At 35.3% G+C, this 14,586-nt stretch carries 10 protein-coding genes; 1 reads left to right on the top strand and 9 read right to left on the bottom strand.

Annotated features, from left to right (window positions below):
- Positions 1-41: 41 nt before the first annotated feature.
- The 5 genes from C1N55_RS09570 to dapF all read right to left on the bottom strand — a co-directional run bounded on the left by C1N55_RS09570 (position 42) and on the right by dapF (position 8,259).
- Positions 42-2,843, bottom strand: coding sequence for a 2-oxoglutarate dehydrogenase E1 component (locus C1N55_RS09570; protein WP_137728617.1), 2,802 nt, complete (start codon positions 2,841-2,843; stop codon positions 42-44).
- 250 nt (positions 2,844-3,093) lie between these two features.
- The gene (locus C1N55_RS09565) at positions 3,094-4,497 is read right to left on the bottom strand and encodes a HAMP domain-containing sensor histidine kinase (protein WP_137728616.1); all 1,404 of its coding nucleotides are present in this window, start codon (positions 4,495-4,497) and stop codon (positions 3,094-3,096) included.
- A complete protein-coding gene (locus tag C1N55_RS09560) occupies positions 4,494-5,171 on the bottom strand; it encodes a response regulator transcription factor (RefSeq protein ID WP_137728615.1) in 678 nt (225 codons plus the stop codon). The genes C1N55_RS09565 and C1N55_RS09560 overlap by 4 nt, the downstream gene beginning before the upstream one ends.
- A 66-nt stretch (positions 5,172-5,237) precedes the next feature.
- Positions 5,238-7,271: a diguanylate cyclase domain-containing protein gene (locus C1N55_RS09555; RefSeq protein ID WP_137728614.1), complete on the bottom strand. Its 2,034-nt coding sequence runs from the start codon at positions 7,269-7,271 to the stop codon at positions 5,238-5,240.
- A gap of 22 nt (positions 7,272-7,293) precedes the next feature.
- The gene (gene dapF / locus C1N55_RS09550; RefSeq protein WP_137728613.1) at positions 7,294-8,259 is read right to left on the bottom strand and encodes a diaminopimelate epimerase; all 966 of its coding nucleotides are present in this window, start codon (positions 8,257-8,259) and stop codon (positions 7,294-7,296) included.
- Positions 8,260-8,600: 341 nt separating this feature from the next.
- Here dapF and C1N55_RS09545 point away from each other — a divergent pair, with 341 nt between their 5' ends.
- The gene (locus C1N55_RS09545; protein ID WP_137728612.1) at positions 8,601-9,149 is read left to right on the top strand and encodes a GNAT family N-acetyltransferase; all 549 of its coding nucleotides are present in this window, start codon (positions 8,601-8,603) and stop codon (positions 9,147-9,149) included.
- A gap of 133 nt (positions 9,150-9,282) precedes the next feature.
- On the opposite strand, the gene C1N55_RS09540 is transcribed toward C1N55_RS09545, so the two are convergent.
- The 4 genes from C1N55_RS09540 to C1N55_RS09525 form a co-directional block, all read right to left on the bottom strand.
- Entirely contained in the window at positions 9,283-10,359 is a 1,077-nt protein-coding gene (locus C1N55_RS09540) for an undecaprenyldiphospho-muramoylpentapeptide beta-N-acetylglucosaminyltransferase (RefSeq protein ID WP_137728611.1), read from the bottom strand.
- Positions 10,360-10,753: 394 nt separating this feature from the next.
- Positions 10,754-11,701, bottom strand: a complete 948-nt coding sequence (locus C1N55_RS09535) for a CAP domain-containing protein (protein ID WP_137728610.1) — start codon at positions 11,699-11,701, stop codon at positions 10,754-10,756.
- A 234-nt stretch (positions 11,702-11,935) separates the two neighbouring features.
- Positions 11,936-12,838 carry a CobW family GTP-binding protein gene (locus C1N55_RS09530; protein WP_137728609.1) on the bottom strand — a complete coding sequence of 301 codons (903 nt, stop codon included), beginning with the start codon at positions 12,836-12,838 and terminating at the stop codon, positions 11,936-11,938.
- A 114-nt stretch (positions 12,839-12,952) separates the two neighbouring features.
- Positions 12,953-14,452 carry a lmo1851 family serine protease gene (locus C1N55_RS09525; RefSeq protein WP_137728608.1) on the bottom strand — a complete coding sequence of 500 codons (1,500 nt, stop codon included), beginning with the start codon at positions 14,450-14,452 and terminating at the stop codon, positions 12,953-12,955.
- Positions 14,453-14,586 lie beyond the last annotated feature (134 nt).

The raw sequence follows: 14,586 nt of genomic DNA, 5'->3' as shown, positions 1-14,586 counted from the left end.
TCTTAGTGTAGCTACTTTAGTCAGTAAATTAAAATTGTAAATTATTTCGCAAGAGCCTCATCAATAACTTTTGCTTGTGCAATTTTATGTGAATCCATATCTCCTTCAGAAGTTGAAGACATTTCTGGACGTCCAACATATTTTACCTTTTTACCGTCTGCCAGGTCTAGTAAATATTCTAATGCATATTTCCAAGGTCCTTGGTTTTTAGGTTCTTCTTGCACCCATACGATTTCTTTCGCGTTAGGGTACTTCGCAATGATATCAGCAATTTTTTGTGATGGGAATGGGTAGAGCTGTTCTACACGAACGATATGAAGGTTATCATATCCTTTTCCATCTTGTACACGATCTGCTAAATCAATTGTCACTTTACCTGAAGCAAGAAGAATACGTTCTACTTTTTTAGCATTACCACCTAAACCAGGTTGTTCAATTACTTCTTGGAATCTGCCTTCAGATAGCTGTTCAACAGAAGCAGAAGCTAACGGGTGGCGAAGCAATGATTTTGGTGAAGGAATGATTAAAGGACGAATTGCTTCTGTTCCTAACATTTTTGCTTGACGACGTAATAAATGGAAGTAGTTTCCTGCATTCGAGCAGTTTGCTACGATCCAGTTATTCTCTGCCGATAGTTGTAAATATCTTTCAATACGTGCTGATGAGTGCTCGGGACCTTGACCTTCCATACCATTAGGCAGTAAGAATACTAAACCAGATTTTTCACCCCATTTAGAACGTGATGAAGAAATGAAGTTATCAAACATAACTTGAGCCATATTGGCAAAGTCACCAAATTGAGCTTCCCAAATTGTTAAAGCATTATCGTTTTCTAAATTATAACCATATTCAAAGCCAACAATTGCTGTTTCTGTCAGCGGTGAATTGTATACAGAGAATGAGGCTTTAGCATCGGAAACATTGTGTAATGGTACTAATTCTGTCCCTGTAGTTTTGTCATGCAATACTAAGTGACGTTGTGAGAAAGTACCACGCTGTGCGTCTTGTCCAGTAATACGGATTGGGTTTCCATCACGTAAAATTGCAGCAAACGCTAATGTTTCGGCGTGACCCCAATCGATTTTATCAGTCTCAAGAGCTTCGATGCGTTTATTTAAGATTTTAGCAAGTTTGTTTTGTGGTTCAAAACCTTCTGGCCATGCTAATAAATCATCATTAATTTGTTTTAAGTTTTCTTTTGTTACACTTGTATCTACTTCTGGATACTCATTTCTTACTGCTTCAGGCATTTCGATTTCAAAATGACCTTTCTCGGCACCTACTGCTTTCACATGGTCGTAAGAAGTTTGCATTTCTGCGTAAATCTCTTCATCAAGCTTTTTCACTTGATCTTGAGTTAGAATACCTTCATTCGTTAGCTTTTCTCCATAAAGTGAACGTACAGTTGGATGCTTTGTAACAATTTGATATGTTAACGGATTTGTAACCGTTGGATCATCAGTTTCGTTATGACCAAAGCGACGGTATCCGATTAAGTCTACTAAAATATCTTTGCCGAATGTTTGACGATATTGGAATGCTAAACCTGCTACTTGTAATACTGCTTCTGGATCATCAGCATTTACGTGAATTACAGGAATTCCATAACCTTTTGCCACATCAGAAGAGTAATGCGTAGAGCGTGAATCAAAATGCTCTGTTGTAAAACCGATCATGTTGTTCGAGATAATATGGATTGAACCACCAGTTGAGAAACCTGTTGTATTCGCATAGTTGAATACTTCTTGAACTATACCCTCTCCTGCAAATGCAGCATCACCATGAACTAGAACAGCTACAGCTTTGCTTGGATCATGGCTAGGAGTTCCAGCGTTAGATGTTACTTCTTGTGCAGCACGTGTAGAACCTGTGATAACTGGACTTACTACTTCTAAATGTGATGGGTTATATGCCAATTTCACTTTCATACCAGATTGCTTAGAATGAGTAGCACCCATATGATACTTCACATCACCAGTCCATCCTTTAGTGATTTCTAAAGAGCCATCTGTTGGGAAGAAATAATCATTCGGAACGTGTGCAAAGTCAGCAAACATCATATCGTATGGTTTGTTTACAACGTGAGTTAAAACATTTAAGCGTCCACGGTGTGCCATACCGATTTGTAAATATTTCATTTTTTCTTCGTCTGCTTTTCTTACGATTTCATCAAGTAATACTACTAAAGTATCAAGACCTTCGATTGAGAAACGTTTTTGTCCAACGAAAGTTTTATGAATAAATTTTTCGAAATCTTCAACACGTGTTAATCTTTCTAATAATGCTTTTTTGTCTTCAGCAGTTAGATTTAAAACTGAATTACCTGATTCAATCTTATCTTGAATCCATTGACGTTCAGCTTCATCTACATGAGCGTACTCATAAGCGATTTTACCAGTATATTGTGAACGCAAATAATCGATTGCTTGTTTACCGTTGTTAACGCTTCCAGGAACATTATTAAAGAATAACGACCCAGGCATTTCTGCTAGATCTGCTTCAGTTAAGCCATAAGAAGCTAATTCAATGCGTGAAGAATCTAATTTTCGGTCTTTTAATGGGTAAATATCAGCAGCTAAATGTCCTTGAGAACGAATTGCATCAGCTAATTGTACTGCTGCAAAGATTTTTTTAATATTGCCTGGCTGAGTTGTTACACTTTCTGCTGCACCTTGCTCATTTGAGATAACAGGTGATCCAAATTGTTGGAAAAGTGCAACGAGTTCTGGTTCAACTTGTTCAGGAGATTGTAAAAATAAATCATATTGCTCCATCACATATCCTAAGTTAGGACCAGAGAATGCTGACCAAGGGGAACCAGCAAATAATACATTGTTCGACATGAGATAACCTCCAAATTTCGCCCTAAGGCAGTTCCATTGTTGTATCTAAAATATTATTTCATATTGTACTATTCTTCGACAATAGAAATTATCTATTGATTTAATTATGAATATTTATTAATTAAAGTGAAGAACGTATTTTTTCCATTTCAATCTTACTACTCTTCACAAAAAATACAACTATTTTTCACGAAAAGAGCAAATTTTTTTGACAAATCAACCATTTTAGGTATCGGTTTTCTAAAATCTACTAGGATATATTAATTTTTAATGTAAAAGTTGTCCCAACTCCTACCGTACTTGCAACATCCATTTCAATTTGATATTTCTCCGATAACATTTTAGTAATACTTAAACCAAGGCCTGTTCCGCCGCCGATATTTTTTCTTGAGACATCCTCTCGATAAAACCGATCAAAAATGAATGGCAAGTTTTCTTTTGAAATACCAATCCCATTATCTTTGATAGTTAAAAATATACTTTCAGATAAATAATGTACTTCAATATCGATTATAGGGGATTTATCGTTATACCTTATTCCATTTTCAATGATATTGCGCAAAATTTGTGCCAATGCATTTTCAGAAATATTCGGTTGCTTAAAGTCACCTTTTTCGACAATGTTAATGTTTGCCCCGGGATAAATTATTTGCAGCTCATTTTTTATAGAACTTAAAACTTCTTTCACATTTGCTAACGCATCTATATCTCGCTCTTCACTTCGAGCCAAGTCCAATAATTCTTCAATCATTTTTTTCATTCTTGTCACTTCTAGTAGTGAAGTATTCAAAGACTCCTCAAATACCGCAGGGTCATTCTTCCCCCACCGCTTTATTAAGGAAAGGTGCCCTTCGATAGCTTGTATTGGCGTTCTCAATTCATGAGAGGCATCAGAAACAAATTGCTGCTGCTTTGCAAACGAATTTTCTAAATCTGCCATCATAGATACATATAGCTTCAGCAGATCTCCGATTTCATCATCAGCATCATAAGAAAAGTTGATTTTTTCTTCAAATCCTTTATTTTGAATCGATAACATTGAATCACGTAAATCTTGCAAAGGTCTAATTAAAATGGTGGCCAAATAATAGCCCATAAACCCAGCTAATAAAATAGCACCTAGTCCGGCAATTAACATAGTTGTCAAAACGTACTGCATCATCGAATGGAAGGTAGATAGTGGATGAATTAACTGAAGTATTCCATGGAATTGACCAATTGTGACAAGTTTGTTTACGACATATACATCTTCATCATCAACTTCTTGTTTCGAAACTACAGGATGGTCCAATTCCTTATAAGAAAATTCCAAAGGCACTGCAGAATTAACATTATTAATCCTTAACACCTCATAGCCATCAAAGTTAAAAACGCGAACTGTTTGATTTTGATTGACAATCGCCTTGGATAAGCCTGTATTTCGCTGAAAATCCTGTATTGAAATTGAGTTATCCTGCGAGCTGAAAAAAGAAGTCAAGTCGTCAGCGGTTCTTATAGCATTATTCTCTTCGTTTTGGATTAACCAAGAATAGAGTGCAATATAAATAACACTGCAGATTGCTGCATAACTTATAAAAATGACAATTGCTGTTGAAATGGTCCATTTCTTTTTTAAAGATTGGTTGTTTGGAATAAGATTTAATAATTTTTTCATTCTCTCACCACATAACCAACACCACGGACTGTTTCAATATAAGGGGAAAGCTCCGTTTTTAATTTTGCACGCAAATGTCGAATGTAAACATCCACTACATTTGTCTCCACCTCAGTTGTATATCCCCAGACAGATTGTAAGATCATTTCTCTTTCGCAAACACGATTTTTGTTTTCACATAACAGCTTTAAAAGGTCATATTCAGTTTTTGTTAACTCAAGCTTTTTATTTTCAAAGAGTACTTCATAGGATTGAGGATTAATAATGATATCCCTCACTTTAATCAAATCATTCTCTTCTACTTCGTTTTTTTGAACTCTTCTTAAGACCGATCGAATTCTTGCGAGTAATTCTTCTATCGCAAAAGGCTTCACGATATAATCGTCGGCACCCGCATCTAAACCTGCTACACGATCCATTACAGCGTCACGAGCAGTAATTAATAAGATGGGAACATCTGATTGTGCCCTAACTCTCCGGCAAATTTCAATCCCGTTTAAACCAGGTAGCATGACATCAAGCAGTAGACAATCAAATTGTTGTTCTAATGCTTTATTTAAGCCTTCCCTACCATCGTGAGTTACAAACACTTCAAATTGTTCATGCTTCAATTCTAGTTCAATAAAGCGGGCTATATTTTTTTCATCTTCCACTAATAAAATTTTCTTTTGCATACAATCACCCTTTAAACAAGTAAATAGCCTCTTTTTAAGTTTAACTTAAAAGGAGGCTAGTACAAACTATAAAAGTTCTGGACTATAGATATTATAGTTGTTCTTCGATGTCATCTTTACCCCATATAGGGCTTTATCAGAATGAGATAATAAGTTTTCAAGATTAACACCATGATCTGGATAAAAAGATATTCCAATCGATGCTGTCGGGGCAAATAACTGGTTTGAAATCAACCAGCCTTGTTGTAAATTCTCATTGATTCTCTCAACAATTTGCTTGACCTGCTCTGTTCGCTTTCTTCTGTCACGAACGAGTCCAGTTAAGATAATGGCAAATTCATCTCCACCCATACGAACGACTAAATCATTTCCTCGCACACTTCTAGTTAAGGCTTTTCCAAATTGAATGATAAATTCATCCCCAACCTTGTGACCAAACTGATCATTTACGTTCTTAAAATTATCTCCATCTACATAGAGGACAGCAAATGATTCTGAACCCCTATTGGAATCCTCTACAATACGTGAAAACTCATTTTGAAGATAACGTCTGTTTGGCAATTGTGTTAGGGAATCGTGAAACGCAAGAAATGAAAGTTGATTTTCAATTTCTTTTCGATCGTTAATTTCTCGAGCAACCATAATAATCTGAATGCCATGGTTACGTACGTAATCTTTGACAACTGTGTAATTGCACTCAGTCCAAAATTTATCTCCACTTCTTGATTGGTGGATTAAATCAATTTTCGAAGCTTCACTATCGTGATTGGAAAGAAATTCTTTATTCCAGCTATTTTTGCTTTCCGGGGCTAAAACATTCGAATAGAATTGTCCTATCAATTCTTCCTTCTTAAAGCCAAGCTTACTAGTATAAGCAGTAGATACGTATAAAATAATGCCATCTTCATTTGTCACGACGATTAAATCATTCGTGTTTTCCGTGATTAATTTAAACATGTGTTCAATATTTTGAAGTTCTGTCATCATTCTCTTTTTTTCTGAAATATCATAATAGACGTTTATATATTGACTAATATTGCCGTCTTCATCGAAAAACGGGATAATGGTTGTTTCCGCCCAATAAGGTACACCCTGTTTTGTTCGATTACAAATTTCTCCACGCCAAACCTCTCCTGCCTTCACTGTAGAGAAGATATTATCAAAAAATTGTTTCGAATGTGTACGTGAGTCAATAAGTTTTAACGTATTACCGATTAATTCTTCTCTAGTATAACCCATTTGTTGAGTAAAGCGATCGTTCACATCCAATATTTTACAATTCGAATCCATAATGATAATCTCAGCCACACTATTAATAGCATATTGGAAATTTGATAATCCATTATAAGTCAAGCGCAATTCTTTTTCCTGTTCGATTAGCTTTGTCACTTCTTGCAATATAATAAAAACTGCTACAACTTTTTCCTCTTGGAAAAGAGGAGAAAAAGTTGCAGTAAAATTTTTACAATTGTCATCCTTATCAATAAAAGTTAGCAGTTTCGAAGTTAGACTTTCACCATTATATGCCTGTTTTAAATAGTGTTCGAGATCAATATGATTAGAGATAAAAGGCATTTCAATAATATCCTTTAATCGAACATCTTCTATATTTAAATTAAAATCATCTAAAAATTGGGGATTGGCTTCCAGCAGTTTCCCCTCATTCGATATTAAAACTGTTGATAAAAAAGAATTAAAGAATACTGAACGCATAAATAAGTATTTATCTTCTAAATTACGATCAAATGCAATTTCTTTCGTTATAGCTAAAACAAACGTTCGATTTCCATCAAAAATAGGTATGACCGTCGTTTCGTACTTCTTGACTTCAGAGAGGAAATAAATATAATCCTGATAACTGACCTGTTCCCTTTTTTCTACTGCTTCATGATAATTATTCGTAATCGTTTCACAATCTCGCACTTTCATTACTTCAGCAATCGTTTTACCTATGACCTTATCTGAAAGTAATTCGATTGATGAATTATTTAAGTAGATATAACGGTAGTCCTCACCATTTTTTTCCATAAAATAAATAAAGTCCTTGCTGTTTTGAAAAAGCATATCAAATTGATCTTTAGATAAGCTCTGTAAAGACATTGACCACACCTCCTACTCACCATTAAGAAGCAAAAGATGCGGTCTCCTTCTTAACAAGTTCAAGACATTTTTCATATATTTTTTGTTCTTGCGTTTCATGACAACTTAAAACTTTAAATTCATTCCCCGAAATATCTAAAGCGTATGAAGAAGTAATTGTTGCGTTGCCGATTAAAGTTAATTTATAGTCGTCACCAGCAATTTTCACTTCGCATTTCACAAATCCACCTGGGTTGAATACAGTAATAATATCCTGATCTACAATGCCATTTAGCCTTGAGACAAGGGCAGAAGCAGTCATTGCTGTCCCACATGCATTAGTAAACCCGACGCCTCGTTCAAAAGTCCGAACAAAAATAGTGTCATTATTCATTGGAAATACATAACTTACATTTACGCCATCTATACAATAATCATTTTCGCCGTTTAATATTTGGGCTAAATTTTTCTGATGTGTATTATCTTTGATATCTCGTTCTTCCACAATACCGATTAAATGTGGATTCGGTACTGATACGGCTGTATAGGGAATCGTCTGTGAAAATTCTGGAATCACTTGATGGCGAATTTCTGTTTGTCCCTTATACACCATAGGTAAACTTGTTAAAGAAAATGACACTGGTGAAATTTCAACTGCATAAGTAGGAATTTCTTCGAATAAAGGAAACTCTTTTCTTACCTTTAAGTTGGCTTTCATCGTCTCAATGACTGCTTCTTCTTTTCCTTGCTTTTCACATACAAACCTTGCCACACATCGGAGACCATTACCACACATTGAAGCTTCAGAACCGTCTGCATTGATCACGCGCATTTTTGCATCCGCAGATTTTGAAGGTAAAACAAGTAGTAATCCATCTGCACCATGATGGTTATCTTTTTTGCAAAGCCACTTGGTCAACTCTACCCAATTGAATTCGGTTTCGTCCTCAGTATTATATAAGTAAAATGTGTTACCTGAACCATGCACTTTTAAAAATGTTCTTTCCACTCATCGTCGCTCCCTATTTATCTTTACTTCTATCATAATTGTAAATTAATTATGAAGCAACTTTATAAATCTAACAAAAATTTTATAATTTGTTCACAATTTTTAAAGAGAAAAAAATGTAATTTTAGATTAAAATTGTTGTATAAAATCGAAAATCTATAATATGATGTAAACAGAAAATATTTATTAAAATAATATTTTTGCCACTATTTTTGGAAAACTATCATTCTCCATAAATATTTGTTTGACGTCCAGTTCCTTTAGGTATATTATTTCAAATGTTGCCTTGTAACAAAGTAATTTTCAGATTTGCAACTATCCTAAAAAAGGAGGCGTTTCATTTGTTAAAGTATAGAGATCTTTCAGAAACAAATGAGTTATACCAATTAATGATCCATCCAACAGTTTTCCCTTATGTTCGTCATAAAACAAACTCACCAGAAGAGTATCTATTTATAACGAAACAATTATTAGAAGAAGAACAACTAGGAAAGACCATCTCAAGAACAATAACCGATGACTGGGGTCAACCAATTGGGACGATCACTTTATACGACATTCAAGATGGAGCAGGCTTCCTTGGAACATGGATAGGTGTACCGTTTCAAGGTAAAGGATATAATCAAGCTGCAAAGTTTGATTTTCTAAAAGAACTCTTTTTTGAAAAGGACATTCATACCGTATTTTTAAGAATTCGAAAAGAAAATGAAAAATCAAAACGTGCAGCACTAAAGTTACCTTATGTAATTGATGCTACAGAAACTAACCCAGCACTTTACGAAGAGATTAATACCGGTGAAACCAAATTTGACTTATACAAAATACCAAGAGACTTATTCTATATCGTTTCTGCAAATGATCAATCCAACGAAGAAGAACAAGCAATGTAATACAGTTTCTTCTTACTTATATATATAACCTGTTAACTAGAGTTAAAAATAAAAACTGCTCCGAAAATTTATTTTCAGGGCAGTTTTTTCTGACTGCTAACATTAGCAACTAATAACTTTTTAACTCGCTTAACTACTTTTCATGCTTCAAAATCAATTTCACCATTTCATCTGGTGTTTTTGGACTCTCAGCTTTTTTCATGGCATTGATGTAATCGTTGCTTCGTGTTGACAAAGTATTTATCGCCTTCATAAATGTACTTTTTGAAAGCATTTCTTCTTCTAAAACATGCGCAAAGCCTTGTCGTTCAAAAATATTTGCATTTAATATTTGATCCCCTCGACTTTTACTTGCGGAAAGCGGAATTAGAAGCATTGGTTTTGTCAATGCTAAAAATTCAAAAATTGAATTTGACCCTGCACGGGAAACAACATAATCTGAGGCGTGAAGTAAATCTGGAAGCTCAGTTGTCACATAGTCAAACTGCTTATACCCTTTTAAACCGTCTAAAGTAGCATCCACATTTCCTTTACCGCAAAGATGGATAACATTGTAAGATGCCAATAACTCAGGTAAATTGCTTCTTAAAGAATCATTGAGTACAACAGAGCCTAAACTACCACCCATAACCAGCAACACCTTCTTATCATCAGTAAACCCACAATGCGTTTTCCCTTCCGAAGCATTCCCTTTAAACAATTGCTCTCGAACGATTGAACCGGTACAAGTTGCTTTATCACTCGGTAAATACTTTAATGTATCCTCAAATATAGTAAACACATGGGAAGCGAAAGGTAAGGCTATTTTATTGGCTAAGCCCGGAGTTACATCCGATTCATGAATAACTACTGGAATTTTTGTTAACTTTGCTGCTATTACGACTGGTACAGAAACAAACCCTCCCTTAGAAAAGATCATTGTTGGCTTCACCTTTCGAATAACGGAAAAAGCCTGCCCAACTCCAGCTAATACCTTAAATGGATCGGTAAAGTTTTTCATTGAAAAATAACGGCGTAATTTCCCGCTTGAAATACTATGATAAGGTACTTCAGGAAAGCTCTGAGTAATTAATTCCTTTTCAATACCATCAATTGACCCAATATAATGAACGTCATACCCTTTCTCTATCAATGATGGAATGATGGCCTGGTTTAATGAAACATGACCTGCAGTTCCGCCACCCGTTAAAATGATTGATTTTTGCATCACAAAAAAATCCCCTATCTAAATACAGCTTTTGTATTTCATTTAAAGTTATATGTTTGGAAAAAAATAGCCATGAGCATATGCCTAAAGTTTTTACTTTGCATATGCTGACATTTAGTCAATATTGTATCATATTTCATATTACTAACAATGCTTCCAATGTAACTAACTAATCGTTCTGGAACAAAAACAACAAAAATTAGTGAACATTCCCAAATATTTTCCTCATGACGGTACTTATATATCAGCACAAGATTGATTAATCAGCAGCTCTCTAATGAGCTCTTACAGGTCACTGGACCACCTTCTAAGGTAAAAATTCCCTCGATTCTTATGTCTAAAAAAATACCGGGCCAAAGATCATTCCTCCTTGGCTCGGTATTTACATGATTGGTCATTAAAGTTGGATAAATTGTTGTGTCCAATAGTTACCATTTTCAACATAGCCTACTCCAATATGTGTGAAGCTAGCATTTAAGATATTGGCACGGTGACCTTCTGAGTTCATCCATGCTTGCACAACTTCTTCCGGTGTTCTTTGGCCTTGTGCAATGTTTTCACCTGCAGCACGGTAAGTAATACCTGCTGATTTTATTTGATCGAACGGGCTGCCGTAAGTAGGACTTGTGTGCGAGAAATAATTATTTGTAGCCATGTCTTGTGACTTTGCACCAGCAACTTCCATTAATGGATTGTAAATTTCTAGAGGTGCAAGACCATTTTTAGCTCGTTCGGCATTTGTTAATTCTACTACTTTCGTTTCAAATGCAGATGCAGCATCTGCTTCTGCCACTGGCGAATTAGACTGTGTTGTTTTCTCAACTTCTTCTGTTGGAGCAGATGGAGTTGATTGTACAGGCTTATGCTGTTCCATTGCAGGAGTTTGAGGTGCTTTAACCTCTTTTTCCTTTTTAGATTCTTGAGCATCTGGTACTGCTGTTACCGGTGTTTCCTCTATCTCACCTGATGGAGTTTCTACTACTGGTGTTTCCACCGCATTACTCTCTTGATCTTCTTTAGTAGATTCATTTTTTGAAGCTGCTGCTGGAGTACGTTTTCCTAAAGAATTAGTATATTCCTGTAATTGTGCTCCAATTAATTTTTCTAAGGTTTCTTTTGAAATTTGTAGTTTTTTTGATAAATCTTTAAAACTATGAATATTTGTGAAAGAAACTTCATTCTTAAAATCTGCTAATAGGTCTCCATATTGATTCATATTAACGACTTTCACTTCATGTTTTATATACTTATCTTGTGATTCCTCCTGATTGGATGCAGCATCTGCTGTCGGAACCTGTGTTGAGATTAAACCAAGTGCACAAAATGTGATAAACCATTTTTTCATTTTGTATTCCCCCTCTCGCAACTAATCATATACGAGAATAATTGAAAAAATTGATCCATAACTTGGCAACATTTCCATTACAAGTTCAAAATCCTATGAAGCATGAAGGGAATACTACAGCAATCAGGAAGAGTTTTCCTATACTCGAAATACTTACAACTGAAAAGCTATTGACAAATTTTCGAGATTAAGATAAATAGCAAACTCTTGTCTAATGTGACATGAATATTACATTTATTTTTCACCAATAACATCTATCTCTTGAATATTCTCACCAATTAAAACGATTTTTGCGGGCATCTTAATATATTCAGGAATCCATTGCACTAAACCATAAGCATACTGGAATAGCATTGGGTTTCGAATCCCTTCAATTGGTACATAGCCTTTAATTCGATATACCGATGATGGTAATGAACGAACCCATTCCTCAAACTTCTCCTGTGAAAAGCTTTTTTTAAGTTCTACAAGACGCGAACTTAAATGAAGTTGTGTACCAATTTTCGCTGATTGAACATCTTCCTTCGATGTTTGTGCAGTTGCTTGAAGACCTTCAAGTAAATTTAAAGGGACCTTACCATATGTCGTTTGAAGTATAAATGCATTTGGATTAACCCCTTGCATTTCAAAAACTACTTTGGCCTGCTCCGCTTCAGTAAGTAAATCCATTTTATTAGCCAGTAACAAATGAGCGTGTCGGATTTGCTCTATAAAAAGACTTCTTACTTGAGGTGTTAACATAGCCCGCTCAAGCCATAACTTACTATCTGCAACCGTTACTATCCCTTTGATATTTAAGCTTTCGGCAAATAAAGGTGAATACACCGCATCAAGCGCCTCAACAGGATGAGCTGCACCTGTTGTCTCAATAATCAATACATCAAATTCATTATCTGCTAATAGTGACTGAATTTGAGCTTCCGTTTTTTCTGCTCCAGAACAACAAATGCAACCTTCCAGCATTTCTTTTAATGGGATACCTTCATCTACCGCTTGCGAGTCAAATGGCAACTTACCTAATTCATTCATAATAACAGCAGGTTTTAGCCCCTTTTCTTTGAATTGTTTAAGTACATGGGTAAGCATAGATGTCTTTCCACTACCTAAAAACCCGCTAAATAAATATACATCCTTCATTCTAAGCACATCCTTTTTGAACTTATTGATTCATCTATTAACAAAAAGAAGAGCTGACAATTGCTCATAAGTTGAACAAAAGCAGCTCTTATCATTAACTCATTTTCGTAACAACTAATTGTTTGTAGCTGTTAATAATTCTTTTGCTTTTAGGACATGCGGATCCTCGTTATTGATTTTCTCTCTGATGGCATCCATTAATGCATAAGTTGTTTCGCCAACAAGAACTCCATTTCCTTCTAATTTTTGAGCTTCTTGGAACGACTCGACTGCAGTTTTAGTTGATTGATCGAATGTTTCATCTACTGTACCAACTTCATAGCCCAATGCATTTAATATTACTTCTGCAGATTGAACGGAAGGTGAAACATTGCCGATTTTAAATTCTGTTTCTGGATTAATGTAAGTGGCTGTTGAATACTCTGGGTATTCAACTAACTCATCAGGTTGAATTCCCTTTTCGTTAATCCAATTGCCATTTGGTGTTAACCATTTCCCTGTTGTATATTTTAGATTTGCACCATCTTGTAAATAGCTAACTGTTTGTACAGTTCCTTTACCGAATGAAGTTAACCCAACAAGCTTGGCACCTGCCGATTCACTTAAAGCACCAGCTAAAATTTCAGATGCAGATGCACTACCATTATCAATTAAAACAACAACAGGTTGATCGAATTTTTCGCCACCTTCAGCTAACATGACTTCCGCATCACCTTCACGACCTTGCAATTGGACAATTGGCTTCCCTTCATCAAGGAATAGATTGGCAATATCAATTGCAGATGTTAAAAAGCCACCTGGATTTTGGCGAACATCTAAGATAATGCTCTTCATTCCATCTGCGTTATATCCATCTAAAATTTTAACTAACTCATCATAGGTTTGTTCACTAAAGGAAGTGATTTGAATATGAGCAACTTTGTCTTCACCCATTTCACCATAAACGGTTTCAATTGGAATATCATCGCGAATAATCGTCATTTCGATTAGCTCTTCAGCTTGTCCACGTTGTATTGTTAATTTAACAGGCGTACCTTTTTCTCCACGGATTAATAAAACCGCTTCTGAGGCACTCATTCCTTGAATGCTTTGACCATCAACAGTAAGAATCATATCTTCTGGTAAAATTCCAGCTTTCTCAGCAGGAGAGTTTTTAATAGGAGAAACAACGACAATATTTCCATTACGTTCCTGGATTTCTGCACCAATACCTTGGAAGCTTGATGAAAGATCACTGTTAAATTGTTCAGCTTGATTTACGTCCATATAGTCTGAATATGGATCTTCCAAAGCGTCGAACATTCCGTTAATCGCCCCTGTTATAACTGACTCCTCATCAATTTCAACATAGTACTTATTTTTCAGTTCATCAAAAGCATCATATAGCTCTGTAAATTCCTCTCGTTCTACAGGAACTGAAACTTCCACAACCTTCTTTTCTCCAAAAGTCAGCGCAAAAATTGTTAAGCCTGCTGTTAATAAAATTGTTAAGAACATTAGCATGATGAAACTAAAAGGCTTAATACGAATAAATTTTTTCGCCGGTTTCAATTGTTCTTCTTGTTGTCCATCCTGTTCGGTTTTCTCAAATCCTTGTTGGTTTTGATCGTCCATCTAATTCACCACTCTCATTTTTACACATACGTATAAGAATCTGCTTTATAATATATCAAATTGTATTTCTCTAGTATAACGTAAGTTCACTTTCCCTGCATAAACTTTCAAGAATCCGAATTTACGAAAAGAAA

This window comes from Lysinibacillus sp. SGAir0095, assembly GCF_005491425.1.
Classification (GTDB): Bacteria; Bacillota; Bacilli; order Bacillales_A; family Planococcaceae; genus Ureibacillus.
This window is presented reverse-complemented; position numbering and strand designations above follow the sequence as displayed.